Consider the following 16,459-nt stretch of genomic DNA (forward strand, 5'->3'; position numbering starts at 1 on the left):
TTTCGCATACATATAAAGTGTAGGAATTACGTCGATAGGAGGTGCCATGCATGTCGAAAATGAAGAGCAGGGGTCCGCTTTTATATGTCCATCAGTCATTTTCAAGGACTCCAACAAACAATAACATGCAGGAAGTTTATACAAACAGGAAAGAGCAGGAAACACCAGAGGAAGTAGCACCGCAGGGAAAAGAAACCCTAAAGAAAATTTCACTTGCAAAAAAGGAGCTTTTCCAAGAGCAAATTCCGATTGAAATAGTGAAAGCAGAAACTCCGCATGCGGTACAGCAACAGCAAACATCACGGCCTTCATTAAAAAGAGTAAAACCCTTTAAGGAAATGGAATTAACCGAGCGTTTAGACTATCTAATCAATTTTCCAAAAGTACTGCCTCCAGTCCCGTGCAACTTTTATACAGTTGAAGGAAACTATCAAGGATACCTAGCCGAATACAATCAGCACCAGGTAACCATAACATTTCATGATCAAACATCAAAAACCTTACCTATAGAAGAATTAAAGGATGTCATGATGATTGGGATAAAAAAAGTGTAAACAAGGAAACAAAGAAGCCAGCCGATTTACCGACTGGCTCATTTCATTGGATATCTTCCTTAATCACATAAACCTAGGTTAACGTCGGCAATGCATTGGACTGCACAGAAGCAGCTTAAGTCAACTGTGATGCAATCTCTGCTTGCGCGGAATCTTTCAACCTGGCAAACCTTTGTAAGGTCAACACAGCATTTATCGCTGCTTGAAACAAGGTTCACTGGAGCAAAGTGTCCGCTGCTATCGCGGTGTCCAGGTACTAACACGCGAAGTGTGGCACAGCAATTATCGAATACCTCTTCTACGCGGAAGTAGATGGATACACAAGCATTGCCCTCATGTGTTAAAAATGCATGAAACGGTGACCCGTCTGCTGTACTTAATACAAACACCCGTGTATCAACAGGCTCTCTCCTAGCAGGAGACACCATTGATCCTAAAGGCTCCGTAAAACAACTGGAACACTCTGCACATTCTTCTTCTACGGCATTATCTTGGATATCTTTAATGGCACGAACTACTTCACACACACAGTTACCAGTGCGAAAATCGTTATTATTATTTCCACAACCCATTTATTTTTCCTCCTTATTCCGTGATATATCTTACATTACTAACATATTTCACAGACCGCTTTTGGGTTACGGACAATTGCCTTGTTTGGCAAAATTAGGCGGATGTTTGGTTAATTTCACATAGAAAGGATCAATTTGGGATGAAAATAACCTTTTTAAGCTTTGTTATATTATCACTTTCGAGCTTTCGGCTAACAAGATTACTTGTTTTCGATAAAATCACCGAGTTTATTCGCGAGCCATTTTTCGATGAAGTAGTGGAAGAGAATGAAGAGGGAGAAAAAGATGTTTATTACCTTCCTAAAAAAACAGGATTTAAGAAATTTATGGGTGAACTGCTCAGCTGTTACTGGTGTACAGGAATTTGGGCGGCAGCCCTCATTGTCGTGTTTTATTATATATTCCCAGTAGTTTCAACGCCAATCATCCTTATATTAGCGGTTGCCGGCTTGGCTGCAATCGTAGAGGTATTCGTACAATATTTTATTTAAAAATTAATTCTTTCGCTGAGACAAGACTTTTATCCGTTTCATATTCTAACTAGTAGAAAAAGAATTTCAGGGGAGAGTGGAAACATGAACAACAAAAAGCAAAGCAAGGGAACAAAAACCATCCAATCCTCAAACACAAAGAGGAAAAAGGGCTGCGGGTGCGGTAAAAAGTCATCCAAGTAAGGGAAGAACTGCTGGTAATCCGGCAGTTTTTTTTGATGAAGCGCAAAAATTTGTTATCCAGTCATAATTTCCGCGAATTGCGAAAAAACTAGATAGTACTAGTCAGTATAAAAAATGGGACAAGGAAAGGGATAAAATGATCACTAGATACGGATTGATTTTGGTCACTTGTTTATTTTTATTAGGAGCTTGTAACAATAAGCAACAAGAAAAGGACAGTCAACTAGCGTTGATAAAGACAACAAATCCCACTCCTCTTATGACGGACAAAACAAAGAAGAACCACAAGGTCAATGAGATTAAAGAGGTGGTCAGTACTTTTCCGGAACTTTACGATATCGCTGTTGTGAAAGGAAAAGGGGATACTCTAGTTGCATATAAGGTAAAGCATTTACACAGATTTAAAATGAAAAAAATCGAAAAGGGAGTAACCAAAAAGTTGAAGAAAAAGTTTCCGAAAGAAGAATTTACAGTATCAAGCGACTATAAAATTTTTCTTGAAACCGTGAGGCTGGATGAAAAGATGCATTCCAAAAACTTTTCAAAGCACGATGCCGAAAAACGCTTTAAGGAAATCGTCAAAATGACGGAAGACATAAAGTAAGAAGGGAGAATGAAGATGGCGAACAAGGAGCAGCAACAAAACATGACCCCGCAGCAGCGAAACTATCAACAGCTGCAGCAAAAGCATGAGTTAAAGAGACCAGTTCTAAAGAATTGCATCAAGGCATTTTTGGTTGGCGGCCTCATTTGTGCTATTGGTCAGGCAGTCAGTTATTTTTACATATATTTTTTTAATTTTACTGAGCAGAGTGTTGGAAATCCGACTGTGGCAACGATGGTCTTTTTCTCGATGCTATTAACGGGATGGGGAGTTTATGATCGAATGGGACAATTTGCAGGTGCAGGGAGTGCCGTGCCAGTTACCGGTTTTGGAAATGCTGTGATCTCAGCTGCGATTGAGCATCGGACAGAAGGGTTTGTGCTGGGCGTGGGCGGGAATATGTTTAAACTGGCAGGTTCCGTCATCCTCTTCGGCGTATTCTCTGCATTTGTGGTTGCATTAATTAAAACACTACTCATCATTTGGGGGGTGTTGTAATTGCTAAGAGGGCATCAATCATGGGTATTCGCCAATCGGCCAATGATCACAGCCACAGGCGTTACAGGCGGACCGTTTGAGGCAAATGGCAAATTGGCAAATGATTTTGATTTATTATTTGAGGACCTATGGATGGGAAAAGAGTCGTATGAGAAGGCTCATCGTTTATTGCTTGAAGAGGCAATAAAAGTGGCATTACAAAAGGGGAATATTCAAAAAGAGCAGGTGCAATTTTTATTTGCCGGGGATTTAATTAATCAAATTACGCCAACCAGCTTTGCAGCAAGAACGATGCAAATTCCCTATTTTGGTCTTTTCGGTGCCTGCTCCACATCCATGGAGGGTTTGGCACTCTCATCCTTTGTCGTAAATTATGAAGGGGCAAAATACGTACTGACAGGTGCCTCCAGCCATAATGCTGCGGTAGAAAAGCAGTTCCGTTATCCGACTGAATATGGTGGCCAAAAGCCACCGACAGCGCAATGGACGATTACAGGTGCCGGTGTAGCACTTGTAGAGCCGAATGAACCAGGTAAGCAGCATCCAGTGACAACCGCAGCAACCATCGGAAAGGTCGTTGATATGGGTCTATCAGACCCGTTTAACATGGGCGGGGCAATGGCACCGGCAGCGGCAGATACAATCATGGCTCATTTCCGCGACCTGCAATTGGATCCATCCTATTACGATTTAATCGTTACCGGTGATCTAGGGAGAGTCGGCCACGATACGGCATTTGAATTGCTCAACAAAAGCGGTTTGAATATGCAAAGAAAACAATTTCAGGATTGCGGATTATTAATGTATAAAGAGGATCAACCGGTTCAGTCCGGTGGAAGCGGTGCAGGGTGCTCTGCTACTGTTTTATATGGACATCTTCTTAATCAGTTAAAAAAGGGTACCTATAAACGAATATTAGTTGTCGCTACGGGGGCATTATTGTCGCCGCTCAGTTTTCAGCAAAATGAATCCATTCCATGTATTGCCCATGCTGTTGCAATAGAGATGAATGAAGAAAAGGGGTGAGGTAAATGCTGGCAATGTTCTTTTGGGCATTTGTGATTGGCGGGTTAATTTGTGTGATAGGGCAGCTTTTATTTGATGTTGCAAAACTAACTCCGGGCCATACCTTAAGTCTGCTTGTTGTCATCGGAGCAGTTTTGGATGGATTCGGGTTATACGAACCATTAGTGGATTTTGCCGGAGCAGGAGCAAGCATTCCAATCACCAGTTTTGGGAATGCCTTAGTGCATGGAGCGATGCAGGATGCACAAGCACATGGAATTATTGGCGTATTAACAGGGATGTTTCAAGTAACAAGTTCAGGAATCTCCGCAGCCATTATATTTGGATTTATTGGGGCCCTTATTTTTAAACCAAAAGGGTAAAAGTACATTTTTTTTCTACCTTTTCGAATAGGTTGTCATGCCTATACACTTTATAAAGTCATTTCATATGTTATTAATGAGATTACTTAAGTGAGGTGACAGTCTATGTGCTTTGGATATGGCGGCTACGGCTACGGCGGTGGCGGTTTCTACGGAGGTTCTACTTTCGTATTAATCGTTGTATTGTTCATCCTTTTAATCATTGTCGGTGCAAGCTTCTATTAATAAGTAAGCTTATTTAGATGGGAGGGGCTGGCCTGAAAAAGTGGCCAGCCCTTTCTTTCCCCTTTATTCACAATTTTCTTTTTCCTTCATACAATAAAGTAGTTTATGAAGGAGTGTGAGTTTTGAACATGGATAATGGGTTCTTTAAAAACATCGAAAAGAAAACGGGCGTTAATATGAAAGACATCTTTGACTTAGCTAACTCCTTACAGAATGCAAATTTTAAAGATGAAAAAACAGTCCGTAATGTGATTCGCAGAGTGTCTCAAATTGCTAATAAACCGGTAAGTAAGGACATGGAAGATCAAATTGTGAAATCTATCATTAATGATGGGAAGCAGCTTGATTTTAATACAATTGCTAACATGATGAATAAGAAATAAAAAGAAGAAGACCAATCCTAAATTTTAGGAATCGGTCTTCTTCTTTTTGTTAATGGGTGCTAGAAATCTAGAGCGGTTTGCTTTTTTTCCTCGTCTGCTGCTTGGTAAGGAGATATAAAGCTGCTCTTTGGCACGGGTCATTGCTACATAAAATAATCGTCTCTCTTCTTCGAGCGCTGTAAAATCGCCATTTCGGTAAGCTTCAAGGGCAAAATCATGTGGCAGGCTTCCATCTACAGCCCCAACCATATAAACGGTTTGGTACTCAAGTCCTTTGGCCCTGTGGATGGTGCTAAGGCTGATCGCATCCGTAAAATGCTTGCTTAACTTCTTAATTTCCTTGTTCATGGCTGTCATATGCTCTGCATGAACTAATAATGCCTCGATAGATGTAAAGCTTTTTGCAGCCACTTTAAGGTCCTTAAGATCATCGGAACCTTTTTCAAGTTTACTCGATTCATTACCCCGTTTCTTTAGAAAATCAAGAAACCCAATGTCTTTTTCAATCTTTTCAATGGCTGAAATGGGGGACAAATGCTTCAGGCCGCGTATCAGGGTTACGGTCTTTTTTAACTTTTTCTCTTGAAAGACGTGTGCAGTTTTCAAGTGTGACAGGGCCTCAAGAAAACTGCAATCTTTGAGGATGCTCTCTGCTTTAATATCTTTAAGAACTGTTTGTTTTAAAAATAATAACGGCAAAATATCTGCGAGCGCCTGTGGGTCATCTTCCTTTAAGCAAACCTTTAAAAAGGAAAGGGCACTTCTGACAATATAGCGGTCATAAAAGCTTTCTGCATCCTGGTCAATTTTAAACGGCAGATTTGAGCTGGCCAATCGTTCAAATATTGACCGTGAGGCGACATTTGTCCGATAAAGAATCGCAAAATCCCCAGGGTTTGCTCCCTTCGCAATCTGCTCCTGGATATCTGTGACAATCATGGTTGCCTCTTCCTCCTCATCGTAAGGGAAAAATAACAACGGCAGCGCTCCAGATGTAAATTGTGCCTTCATCTTCTTTGTTCTTCTCACTTTATTCGCAGCAATCATTTGATTGGCGGCTGCGACAATTTCATGGGAAGATCGATAGTTTTGGTCTAAGGTAACCAATTTAGAATAAGGAAAGTCTTTTTCAAACTCAAGCAAATAGGTGGGATCACTTCCCCTGAAGGAGTAAATCGCTTGATCATCATCGCCAACAGCACATACATTTCGATGTTTACCAGAAAGTAGTTTAATGAGTTCGTATTGAACCTTGTTTATATCTTGAAACTCGTCAATTAAAAAGTAATGAAAACGATTTTGATATTGTTCAAGCAGGTCAGGAGTATTCCTTAGAAGCTGATGGCAGCCTATAAGCATATCGTCAAAATCAAATAGTCCTTCCTGTTGTTTATATTCCTCATACTTTCGATAAAGGAATGCAGCCTTTTCTTCCCACTCAGTTATGGGCTGCACCTCATTTGGAAACAGAAGTGAGTTTTTCCAAAAACCAATTTGCTGCAACACTAAGTCATAGGCAAATTCCTTTTCAGATAGGTTAAGCTCTTTACCGGCGGCCTTCAAAATTTTATCCCGCTGCCATTCTTTTTTCAGCAGTTTGTCAGATGACCAATTTGCTCCATCATGGAACATAAGGATCCGATAGAAAATACTGTGAAACGTGCCGGTAACGATGCGATTGATTGTTTCTCTTTTCATATTTGGATACGACTGCAAACGATTCTTCATTTCAGCGGCGGCCTTTGAAGTAAAGGTGACAAGCATGATAGAACTTGGATCGATTTGTTTTTCATTCAGCATATAGGACGTACGTGCTGTGAGCACCCGGGTCTTCCCGCTTCCAGCACCTGCAAGGACTAATAACGAGCCCTCGGTTTCCATGACGGCTTCAGCCTGACTTTGATCAAGGATGGTCCCATTTTCAGCAAGCTGCTGTAAATAGGGTGGATAATCACGAGGGAAATTTCCAATTGGTTGGTTAAACGGGACAGTGTATTCAATGTGTTTTGCAGGTTTGAAGAGTTCTAAATCTGTAGGGGGCGCAGTAATGGTTCTGCCCTGCGGGATCTTAAATCCGTTCCTCTCGATATAGTGCTGTTCATGATCGTCCATTTTAACAATGGGAGGAAGCGGGTCCGGACAATGCCTTTCCGGTGAGTGAGGATGGAAAAAATATGGGTTACCATAGATTCCAAGATACATGCGCACCTTCTCATTGCAACAAGGGCAGTGGAGCTCATTATTTTTTCCAGCAAGATATATTTTTTGAAATTGATCCCGTGCTAGTTTAGTGAGATCAATAGTCTGATTTTTATAGATAGCTATTTTCATATTTAAACCTCTATTTCTTGAAGTAAGACATGTTCTATCATAACAAAACAGGTGGGGAACGGAAAGTGTTTGCTTTATTATCCAAAAATAGAAAAAACACTTGCCACGGATTGGCAAGTGTAGAGGTTAAACTTCTTTAATCATCGTTCGATGGGGAATTCCTGCATCCATAAATTCCTCTGAGACTACTTCATAGCCAAGTCTAGCATAGAAGGGGATGGCTTGTGTCTGGGCATTAAGTTTTAATTTGTGTAATCCCTGCATTTGGGCATAGCTTTCTATTTCGTTCATAAGCGCCTTGCCTGTACCTGTCTTTCGGGCTCCTTTCATCACACAAATTCGTTCCACTTTCCCATAGCCGTCAACAATCCGAAATCTGCCGGCACCGACAGGAGCACCTTCCTGGTACATGACAAAATGAGTGGCTTCATCCTCGAATTGGTCGATTTCCTCTTCAAGCGGAACATTTTGTTCTTCCACAAAAACAATCTTTCTAACAGAAAAAGCATCTTCAAGTTCATTTTGATTCTCGACAATCTTAACTTTCACGATAACCTATTCCTTTCCCAGACGAAAAGTTTCATAAACAGTCCATGATCCATTTTCCAATTGATAAAGTAAATGGAAGCGGTCCACCGTTTCTTCGTGATTCACTTTAGTCATCCTTAGTGAACCAAACACATCGGAGTGCTCATCATTGGAAAGCTTTTGTCCAATTGTAATATGGGGCACAAAGGCATAGTCTGTCGTTTGTTCGTTAAATTCCTGTTTAATCTCAGCATGCAAGTTTAAAAGTTCTTCAGTTGGCTCTATTTTAAAATAGATAACATTATTTACAGGTTGAAAAGAGCTAATTTTAGATGTTTTTAAGGTGAAAGGTTTTGTATTGCCAGCGATTTGCCGTAATTTATCAGCATATTCCTTGGCATCCTCTTCAAGAGCTTCAAAACCATTCTTTATCGTTACATGTGGAGGAATAAGGGAATAATGTGGGTCATAGCGTTTGCGATAAGAATTCACTAAGTCTTGAAGCTTTTTGGATGGGAAAATAACTACACCAAATTTCATACGTTTACCTCCATTGAATTAAAATATTTTAGTAAAATAACATAGGACTTCTTGTTATTATAGCAAATTTTCAAAATATATAAAATGACTTTAGTACTAATGTAATGTCTGTTAGACTAAAACATCATTTTAAGGGCACGTCTTAAATCCGGCTGCCAGTATGTCCATGTATGATTGCCCCTAAATTCTTCATAAAAATAGGTAAAAGGTTTCTCCGTCATCACTTTGGAAAGCTGTCGGTTGGGGCTTAAGAAATCACTTGTTTTTCCATCGGTAGTTTTTACTTCTATTTCTTGTGTGCCAATACCGTGATAAATCTCGATTAGCTGTGCCTCTTTAAACTCTTCGACTAATTTCAATACCTTATCGTTAACAAAAGGAGACTGTAGCAGCACTTTCCCAAAGGTATGCGGGTAATAAAGCGCAGTCATTAATGAGACGGTTGCCCCTAAAGAGTCACCAATTAGCGCCCTTGTCGAGCCCATATGGTAGGTAGGAAATTCTTTATCAAGAAAAGGCACTAATTCATGCGCAAGAAACCGTATGTATTGTTGATTTTGCTCACCGTCCGGGTGGTACTTTCGTCGGCGGTCTTCCACATTCTTATAGGGTATCCCAACTATAATTATATTTTCAATTTCTCGTTCAAAAAGAAACTCATCTGCCAATCGACCAATTCGACCAAGCTGAAAATAATCCCGTCCATCCTGAGCGATTAGCAGCGAGTATTTATAGAGCGGCGAGAAGTTTGCAGGCAGATAAATAAGGAGCTGCATTTCTTCTCCAAGTTCGTTACTTTGAAAGGTAAGTTCTTTGATTGTGCCTCTTGGAAATTCCATTACGACAATTCCCCCCATGATTCGAATAGTACAAATGCATTTTACCACAATCGTTGTGGAAATGCTTTCAGAAGGTGAAGGGTTGGTGGATGTGTGGGCAGGCAGGTTTAATGAAGGTAGCGATGAATCGAACGAGAGTCAGGCATAATCGATAAAATATTTTCGCGTTTAAAGGTCCGCATTTGTTTCCGTGTCAAACAATAGGCGCGAATGTAGTCATCATGAACTTCCTTTACAATGAGTTTGCGCTGTGATAATTCTTGATTTTCTGCAAGGTATATCATCTCCAATGGCATATGTTCTTCGATTGATCTGATTAAAAGTCCATCCATTTTGGATCACTCCTTCGATTATCAATAATACCATTATAACCGAACGTTAGTTCTTTATTCAAGTTAATCAGGAATGTATGTTCTATTCGTGGGGAGATTTTTAATCATGCTAAAAGAAAATGGCTATTGACATTTTTGGTTTTTTTACTATAATTAAATTTGTACTTAATAAGCGACTTGTTAGCTCAGTGGGAGAGCACTTCCTTGACAGGGAAGGGGTCGTGGGTTCGAATCCCTCACAGGTCATCACTTAAGACGCTACTTTAAAGAGTAGCGTCTTTTATTATGCTTTCGTTTCAGTTCGTTACTTATCAATTCCCGGTCTAAAAATCTGTTCTACCTCTTTTTACTCCTAAATCTGGTTTTCATTTTTAGAAAGGCCGTAATAGGGGTCTACCCTTTCATCCTTTCACATTGTACTTTCGGAACAATAAATAAAGACCTAGTAGCATCTAGGTCTTTTGTTTGGTTATCTTGGGTATGTATTGATTTTATTTTTAATGAAGAACGATCTAATAAGCCCTAAAAACACTAATATCCAAACGGTTATCGCAATAAAAATCATTATTTTAGGTACAACCATTAGGAAGGGAAATTCTAATGCCTTGGAAAGTTGAATGGTACAAGTTGTATACATAGCTAAAGGGAACGCCATCCCCCAAAACTGTGGGTCATATGTTATATGAATTTTTTCATAAATATATTTCCAAATCATCAGTATGAATAACAATGGGATCCACCAGGTTCCCGTAATCCAATAAAATAGTGTAAACCCTTTTAAAAATGGAATAACCTCAGTCAATAGTGTTGAATGTTTGGCATTTAAAATTAAGTTTGACCCGGCTAACGTCGCGATAGCAACAGCACCCATATTAATCCAATAAGGGGGTGTTAGTGATTCATGTTTAAAATCAACAAATGTAAATCGATAAAAGATTAATGCAATAATGTTTAGGTATAACATACAGCCTAATAAAAACATGGAGAATGTAAAAAATAAAATAATTTCTTTCCCATTTGTAAAATGTGGAGATAATAGTGTTCCTAAAACAGATACCGATTGCGTCGCAACAGCAGCGATTAACCATGCACCATTAATCCCTTGAGCAATCCTGGGTTTCTCCTTTCTTATGGTTACAGAAAAGAAAAAGGAATACATGATAAGTAGCCACAAGAAAATAGAAAAAAACCACAAGTATTTTGCTAAGTGATAAACGTCTCCAACGATGATTAATTGGGAGCCAAAAACACAAGTTCCAGCAACAAGTGTGAAAAAACCTGGACCCTTTTCGTGGCTAGTTAGATCCGCTATTACCTTCGGAAAATGCCATATTAATCGCAATATAGTTAATATCCATAAAATAATATAAAATAAACTATTTGCATAAAGTAAAATTTTTGCCATGAAGTGAACGTCGAGGAGAAATAAAGAAATAGACAAAGCCCCAGTCGCCATGGTTAAGGCAAAATATCCTGTAAATAAATTAGCTGTTTTTTCTTTTAAAAAGGAAATCATACATTTTGCCTCACTTTTTGCTTACTTTTAAACCAGGATCAAAATAGATTCTGGCTTTTTATATATGAATACTGCCGATTTCTTCTTTCGACAATCCCATACTGAAGTATATTATAACAAAACTAACGCACGATTAAGAATACTAAAATGTGATTCTAATGAATCATCCAATTACATACTAGATAATGGCACCCCTTGCACATTGGGTAAATCCTGAATTTTTTGTTATAAAGTGCAACGCTTTATTTAATATAGAACATGCCATAGATAAAACGTGGCATAGGATTGCCAGCCCTCCCAGCGTATAGAAAGCTTCAAAAGCTCTTCCTTCGCAGGCTTATTCATCGCCTTGGTTAGATGCCTAATGGCGTTGTGCAGTCCGACATCATCAATCGGATATGCCGAGGGATTACGTAAGCAGCGCATTATTACATAATTCGCTGTCCATGGACCAATTCCGCGGATAGTAATTAAACTTTTTTCAACTTCTTTAAGGTTTTCCATTCTCATTAATTTTTCTTTTGATAATTTACCGCTGGCCATAAATTGGGCAATGCCAATGATGTATTCACTCTTTTTCAATGTCATTTTAATATCAGCCAAATCTGCAGGTGTTACGAGGGCAATTTGTTCGCAAGTTGGAAAGATCCAATAGATCCGCCCATTCCATTTGATTGAATCACCAAACTTTTCAACAAATTGTCTTTTTAAGCTGTAGGCAAATGCTAGATTGATTTGCTGCCCTAAAACTCCCCAACAAAGGGCCTCAAATAAATCGGGAACCCCGATTACACGCAAACCATAAAATTGTTGGACAGGCCACTTAAGTAGTGGGTCTGCTTTTGCCATTGCATAAAATGGTGTTAAATCGCGATCGAGATCAAACCATTCACGAATATATTGGACAACTCCAGCGCGCTGCGACCGGTTTAGAGGTCTGGACACGTTTAAGAACCTGACGACCATTTGATTGCTGTTATTCACGTGTATTTGTACTAAAGTTCGTGTTTCGCCAACGACAATCACCCTCGTGATCATTTCGTTCTCAACCTCAAACATACACTCATTTTTATTGCGCACTAAATAGCCAAGGTTGGCCTTACTATTAAAATCATCTGGTAGGTTGATGAGAATGGTCCCATCGATCTCCTGCCAGTCTTGTTGATCTTCTTTCATTTCAATGCCTCCACTTTAATTTCTACTACTATTATCACAAAAATTACTTTCGATTTGTTGCTTTTCCATCTTCTTGTATGCTTACCTACAGTCTAATCGAAGGTTATAATAGAAACTAGAGGTGGATCAATTGAAAATAGGAAATTTCAGTAGGAGAACCATTTCCAAAGAAATTGGATGGGAGGAACGACGTTATGAAATCAATGAATAAGATAACGATATATTGGTCGCTGCTTACATTTAAGGATTGGAATTTATATATAGCTGCAACAGACAAAGGACTATGCTACGTTGGGTCACTGAACAAGTCATTAGAGGAATTGACCATATGGGCGGAAAAGCAGTTCCCGGGGGTCCTTCTTGTGGAAGATAGGGAGGAGCTAGAGCCTTATGTAACGGAACTAATTGAATATTTCGAGGGGAAGCGGATGAATTTCTCTGTCCCTTTTGATTATCAAGGTACAGATTTTCAAGTTGCTGTTTGGAATGCACTTTGTGAGATTCCGTTTGGGGAGACAAGGTCCTATTCCGATATCGCAAACCATATCGATAAACCGTCGGCAGTCCGTGCAGTAGGATCGGCAATCGGTGCAAATCCTGTATTGATTACTGTGCCCTGCCATCGTGTTGTTGGAAAAAATGGCTCGCTCACAGGCTATCGCGGTGGATTAGAGATGAAGAAACAATTGCTTGGTTTAGAGCAAAAGTATTAAAAGTGGTTGATTAATCATATTTATAAATTTTTCTTTATTTGTGAATACTATCTCCATATAGATTAGATCATTGGAGTGGGTATACATATGGAGGACAAATCAAAGATACCTTTAACAGCTGCCGAAATGAGTGGATTATGGACGCAATATATGAATGACTCATTGGCAGTGTGTGTAAATAGATATTATTTAGAGACTGTGGAGGACGAGGAGGTTCGACCGATCGTTGAATTTACCTTAAACACGGCAAAAAAGAATATATTAATAATGGAGGATATATTTAAAAGAGAGGATTTCCCTACACCAATGGGATTTACCGACCAAGATGTAAACACAAAAGCACCAAAGCTGTTTTCTGATACGTTTGTCTTAACCTATCTGAGGCACATGTCAATTATTGCCATGCAGGCAAGTGGTGGTGTTTTAGGACTTGCCACTCGCCCTGATATAGTCACTTTTCATAAAAGTGTCCTAAACGCTGCTATTGAATTACAGGATTTAACACGGAACTTGTTGTTGAAACAAGGAACATACATAAAGCCACCCTACATCACACCACCTGATTCTGTAGAATTTGTGAAGCAGAATCATTTTTTAGCAGGCTTTTTGGGTAAGAAAAGGGCCATAACTTCTGTGGAAATCAGCCATTTATTTTTTAATTTGAAAACGAATGCAATTGGAAAAGCATTGATCACGGGATTTGCCCAAATAGCTGAGGACAAAGACGTGAAGCAGTTTTTTGTAAGAGGGATGCAAATGGCTCGGGATCATATGGATATCTTTGGTAACTTTTTAAAGGAAGAAGAACTGCCTGTTCCGATGAGTTCGGATGCAAATGTTTTAGATTTTACATCTAGGATTTTCTCTGACAAGCTAATGATGTTTCATATTGCATCAATGAATATGTCGGGAATTGGTAATTACGCTATCTCAATGGCAGCAAGTCTGCGAAGGGATATTGGAATGAAATATGCCTCCTTAATACCGGAAGTGTCACTTTATGCTGGGGATGGTGCCAAAATGATGATTAGAAAAGGATGGATGGAGGAACCACCTCAAGCAGATGACCGGGAGGAGTTAGTCCAAGGACATTAGTGGTAATATGTTCACTTTAACAAATGCAGTGCTTTTAGAGAGCATTGCATTTTATTGTGCCTCCTGACAAGAGTATAATAAAAGAGATAAAAATAAAAGGAGGGGACAAAATGAAATACATAAACATCGCTAATACTGACTTAACTGTTTCAAATATGATTATGGGTAATATGCGATTAACACAGCTGTCATTGCCTGAATCCGAGAAGTTAATCAGAACAGCAATGGAGGAAGGAATCAACTTTTTTGATCATGCCGATATTTATGGTAAGGGCAAGTGTGAGGAGATTTTTTCTGATGCCATTCAAATGAATTCGAGCATCCGTGAAAAAATGATCATCCAAAGTAAATGCGGTATTATTTCACCAGAGGGCTATTTTGACTTTTCGAAGGAACATATCATTGAGTCTGTTAATGGGATTTTAAATCGATTAAAAACAGAGTATCTTGATATTCTGTTGCTGCATCGCCCAGATCCATTGATGGAACCTGCCGAGGTAGCGGAGGCGTTTGAGGAGCTGCATTCTAGCGGCAAGGTCAAGTATTTTGGCGTATCAAATCATAATCCTGCACAGATTGAACTTTTACAAAAATATATACCGCATAAATTGGTGGTCAATCAACTCCAGTTTAGTATTGCGCACACACCGATGATTGACTCGGGTATTACCTTAAATATGAAGAATGACCAAGCGATAAACCGCGATAGCAGTATTTTGGAATATTGTCGTTTACATGATATTACGATGCAAGCATGGTCACCCTATCAGCACGGTTTCTTTGAAGGATCGTTTTTAGGTGATTTGGATCGTTTTCCAAAATTAAATGAAGTAGTAGACACCATTGCCGAAAAGTATGACGTAACGAATACTGCCATAGCCACTGCATGGATTACCCGTCATCCTGCTAACATCCAGGTGGTACTTGGCACAACCAATCCAGAGCGGATGAAAGCGGCATGTAAAGGTGCTGAAATCAGATTGACGAGGGAAGAATGGTATCAAATTTACAAGGCAGCGGGGAACATCGTACCATAAAAAGTTAAAAACGGACTGAATTCAAAATTCAGTCCGTTTTTTTACTAGTCATTATGATACCGATTTTTCAGGAAATGTTAACTCCTGTTCAGCCAGTTTCTGTATCTCCATAAATAATATATGATGTTCTTCCATTTCCTTTATTCTAAATGAAAATCCGTCCAATTCAATGCTATCACCAATTTCAGCATCGAATTTTTTAGACAAAAACCAGCCGCCGATTGTGTCTAAATCCTTATTTGAAATCGATGTACCCAAAAGGTCATTGACTGTCTCAATAAGAACTTTACCGCTGATAATATAATGCTGGTCCTTGATTTTTCGGACCTCAGAAACTTCATCTGCATCAAATTCATCGCGGATTTCCCCAACAATTTCTTCAAGGATATCTTCAACAGTAACAATACCCGAAGTACCCCCGAACTCATCTAGTAGGATGGCCATATGAGTTCTTTCCTTTTGCATTTTCAACAGTAAATTTTGAATGGGGATCGTTTCAATTACGCTAATGACCGGTTTGACGAAAGGCTTAATCGACTTCTTATTTACAATGTCATTCGATATTTTTGTGGTTAAGATATCTTTGATATTCACAATACCAATAATGTTGTCCTTATCACCGTTAATAACGGGATAGCGTGTATATTTTTGTTCTTTCATGAGCGAAAGGATATTTTTCGGCTGATCATCGATAGAAATACCTACCATTTCAGTTCTAGGTACCATAATTTCTTTGGCAATTCGATTATTAAAATCAAATACGTTATTTACATAGGTTAATTCTGATTCATTAATTTCACCGCTTTGATAACTTTCAGAAAGAATTATCCTTAATTCATCCTCTGAATGGGCTAACTCGTTTTCTGAGGCTGGTTTAAGCCCGAATAGCCCCGTAATCTTCCTCGAGGAAGTATTAAGCAGCCAGATGAAGGGATAAAACAATTTGTAAAACCAGATCATCGGTCTAGCAAATAAAAGAGTAACCGTTTCAGCTTTCTGGATGGCAAAAGATTTAGGTGCCAGTTCCCCGACAACCACATTAATAAATGTCACTAGGGCAAAGGAAATAACCATGGATAATATATGGGATATTGAATGATTGATATGAACAAGATTAAATAAAGGTTCAAGCAGTTTTGATACAGTTGGTTCCCCCAGCCAGCCTATCCCTAGCGCGGTAACGGTAATACCAAGCTGACAGGCCGATAGATATTCATCCAAGTGTGTTACTACCTGTTTGGCAGACTGTGCTCCCCTTTTTCCTTCATTCATTAATTGATCGATACGTGTACCTCTTACTTTTACAATCGCAAATTCTACCGCAACAAAAAATGCAGTTAGCGCGATAAGGATAGCAATGATGAACAAGTTTATTATGTCCAAATGGTTGGCCTTAACAAGGTAAGGCTCACACCTCCAGTTGTATTTTTAATTAGTAATCTACTTTAATTGGT

At 39.2% G+C, this 16,459-nt stretch carries 20 protein-coding genes and 1 tRNA gene; 12 read left to right on the plus strand and 9 right to left on the minus strand.

What is annotated here, in order from left to right:
• The first annotated feature begins 50 nt into the window (after positions 1 to 50).
• A complete protein-coding gene (locus RCG19_RS16640; RefSeq protein WP_308108041.1) occupies positions 51 to 554 on the plus strand; it encodes a CotO family spore coat protein in 504 nt (167 codons plus the stop codon).
• 59 nt (positions 555 to 613) lie between these two features.
• Here RCG19_RS16640 and RCG19_RS16645 read toward each other — a convergent pair whose 3' ends face one another.
• Entirely contained in the window at positions 614 to 1,126 is a 513-nt protein-coding gene (locus tag RCG19_RS16645) for a CotY/CotZ family spore coat protein (protein ID WP_166237621.1), read from the minus strand.
• A gap of 140 nt (positions 1,127 to 1,266) precedes the next feature.
• Between RCG19_RS16645 and RCG19_RS16650 the strand changes: the two genes are divergently transcribed.
• The 7 genes from RCG19_RS16650 (at position 1,267) to RCG19_RS16680 (ending at position 4,898) form a co-directional block, all read left to right on the plus strand.
• On the plus strand, positions 1,267 to 1,617 hold the full coding sequence (locus tag RCG19_RS16650) for a DUF1360 domain-containing protein (RefSeq protein ID WP_308108042.1): 351 nt from the start codon (positions 1,267 to 1,269) through the stop codon (positions 1,615 to 1,617).
• A 319-nt stretch (positions 1,618 to 1,936) separates the two neighbouring features.
• A complete protein-coding gene (locus RCG19_RS16655) occupies positions 1,937 to 2,404 on the plus strand; it encodes a YhcN/YlaJ family sporulation lipoprotein (protein ID WP_166237623.1) in 468 nt (155 codons plus the stop codon).
• A 15-nt stretch (positions 2,405 to 2,419) separates the two neighbouring features.
• Positions 2,420 to 2,902, plus strand: a complete 483-nt coding sequence (gene spoVAC, locus RCG19_RS16660) for a stage V sporulation protein AC (RefSeq protein ID WP_166237624.1) — start codon at positions 2,420 to 2,422, stop codon at positions 2,900 to 2,902.
• A complete protein-coding gene (spoVAD, locus tag RCG19_RS16665; protein WP_308108043.1) occupies positions 2,903 to 3,928 on the plus strand; it encodes a stage V sporulation protein AD in 1,026 nt (341 codons plus the stop codon).
• Positions 3,929 to 3,933: 5 nt separating this feature from the next.
• On the plus strand, positions 3,934 to 4,290 hold the full coding sequence (gene spoVAE, locus RCG19_RS16670; protein ID WP_007085455.1) for a stage V sporulation protein AE: 357 nt from the start codon (positions 3,934 to 3,936) through the stop codon (positions 4,288 to 4,290).
• 105 nt (positions 4,291 to 4,395) lie between these two features.
• Positions 4,396 to 4,515, plus strand: a complete 120-nt coding sequence (locus tag RCG19_RS16675; protein WP_166237626.1) for a YjcZ family sporulation protein — start codon at positions 4,396 to 4,398, stop codon at positions 4,513 to 4,515.
• 128 nt (positions 4,516 to 4,643) lie between these two features.
• Complete coding sequence (locus RCG19_RS16680; RefSeq protein WP_166238107.1) at positions 4,644 to 4,898, plus strand: sporulation-specific transcription regulator SpoVIF; 255 nt, start codon at positions 4,644 to 4,646, stop codon at positions 4,896 to 4,898.
• A gap of 24 nt (positions 4,899 to 4,922) precedes the next feature.
• On the opposite strand, the gene RCG19_RS16685 is transcribed toward RCG19_RS16680, so the two are convergent.
• The 5 genes from RCG19_RS16685 to RCG19_RS16705 all read right to left on the minus strand — a co-directional run bounded on the left by RCG19_RS16685 (position 4,923) and on the right by RCG19_RS16705 (position 9,468).
• Positions 4,923 to 7,229 carry an ATP-dependent helicase gene (locus tag RCG19_RS16685; protein ID WP_308108044.1) on the minus strand — a complete coding sequence of 769 codons (2,307 nt, stop codon included), beginning with the start codon at positions 7,227 to 7,229 and terminating at the stop codon, positions 4,923 to 4,925.
• Positions 7,230 to 7,355: 126 nt separating this feature from the next.
• Entirely contained in the window at positions 7,356 to 7,778 is a 423-nt protein-coding gene (locus RCG19_RS16690) for a GNAT family N-acetyltransferase (RefSeq protein WP_308108045.1), read from the minus strand.
• Positions 7,779 to 7,784: 6 nt separating this feature from the next.
• Entirely contained in the window at positions 7,785 to 8,297 is a 513-nt protein-coding gene (locus tag RCG19_RS16695) for a YjcG family protein (protein ID WP_308108046.1), read from the minus strand.
• Positions 8,298 to 8,413: 116 nt separating this feature from the next.
• Entirely contained in the window at positions 8,414 to 9,136 is a 723-nt protein-coding gene (locus RCG19_RS16700; protein ID WP_308108047.1) for an alpha/beta hydrolase, read from the minus strand.
• A 107-nt stretch (positions 9,137 to 9,243) separates the two neighbouring features.
• Positions 9,244 to 9,468: a hypothetical protein gene (locus tag RCG19_RS16705; protein ID WP_166237630.1), complete on the minus strand. Its 225-nt coding sequence runs from the start codon at positions 9,466 to 9,468 to the stop codon at positions 9,244 to 9,246.
• 174 nt (positions 9,469 to 9,642) lie between these two features.
• On the opposite strand from RCG19_RS16705, the gene RCG19_RS16710 reads away from it, so the two are divergent.
• A tRNA-Val gene (locus tag RCG19_RS16710) sits at positions 9,643 to 9,714 on the plus strand.
• A 223-nt stretch (positions 9,715 to 9,937) separates the two neighbouring features.
• Here RCG19_RS16710 and RCG19_RS16715 read toward each other — a convergent pair.
• Positions 9,938 to 10,984, minus strand: a complete 1,047-nt coding sequence (locus RCG19_RS16715; RefSeq protein WP_308108048.1) for a tellurite resistance/C4-dicarboxylate transporter family protein — start codon at positions 10,982 to 10,984, stop codon at positions 9,938 to 9,940.
• A 246-nt stretch (positions 10,985 to 11,230) separates the two neighbouring features.
• On the minus strand, positions 11,231 to 12,160 hold the full coding sequence (locus RCG19_RS16720; protein WP_308108050.1) for a DNA-3-methyladenine glycosylase family protein: 930 nt from the start codon (positions 12,158 to 12,160) through the stop codon (positions 11,231 to 11,233).
• Between the two features lie 194 nt (positions 12,161 to 12,354).
• Between RCG19_RS16720 and RCG19_RS16725 the strand changes: the two genes are divergently transcribed.
• The 3 genes from RCG19_RS16725 to RCG19_RS16735 all read left to right on the plus strand — a co-directional run bounded on the left by RCG19_RS16725 (position 12,355) and on the right by RCG19_RS16735 (position 15,005).
• On the plus strand, positions 12,355 to 12,873 hold the full coding sequence (locus RCG19_RS16725) for a methylated-DNA--[protein]-cysteine S-methyltransferase (protein WP_308108051.1): 519 nt from the start codon (positions 12,355 to 12,357) through the stop codon (positions 12,871 to 12,873).
• Positions 12,874 to 12,960: 87 nt separating this feature from the next.
• Positions 12,961 to 13,968 (plus strand): DUF3231 family protein, encoded by a 1,008-nt coding sequence (locus tag RCG19_RS16730; RefSeq protein ID WP_308108052.1) that lies wholly within the window; start codon positions 12,961 to 12,963, stop codon positions 13,966 to 13,968.
• A 110-nt stretch (positions 13,969 to 14,078) separates the two neighbouring features.
• A complete protein-coding gene (locus RCG19_RS16735) occupies positions 14,079 to 15,005 on the plus strand; it encodes an aldo/keto reductase (RefSeq protein WP_308108053.1) in 927 nt (308 codons plus the stop codon).
• A gap of 51 nt (positions 15,006 to 15,056) precedes the next feature.
• On the opposite strand, the gene RCG19_RS16740 is transcribed toward RCG19_RS16735, so the two are convergent.
• On the minus strand, positions 15,057 to 16,373 hold the full coding sequence (locus RCG19_RS16740) for a hemolysin family protein (protein ID WP_242637801.1): 1,317 nt from the start codon (positions 16,371 to 16,373) through the stop codon (positions 15,057 to 15,059).
• Positions 16,374 to 16,459: the final 86 nt, after the last annotated feature.

The sequence above is a fragment of the Neobacillus sp. OS1-2 genome (genome assembly GCF_030915505.1).
In the GTDB taxonomy this organism is placed as follows: domain Bacteria; phylum Bacillota; class Bacilli; order Bacillales; family Cytobacillaceae; genus Neobacillus.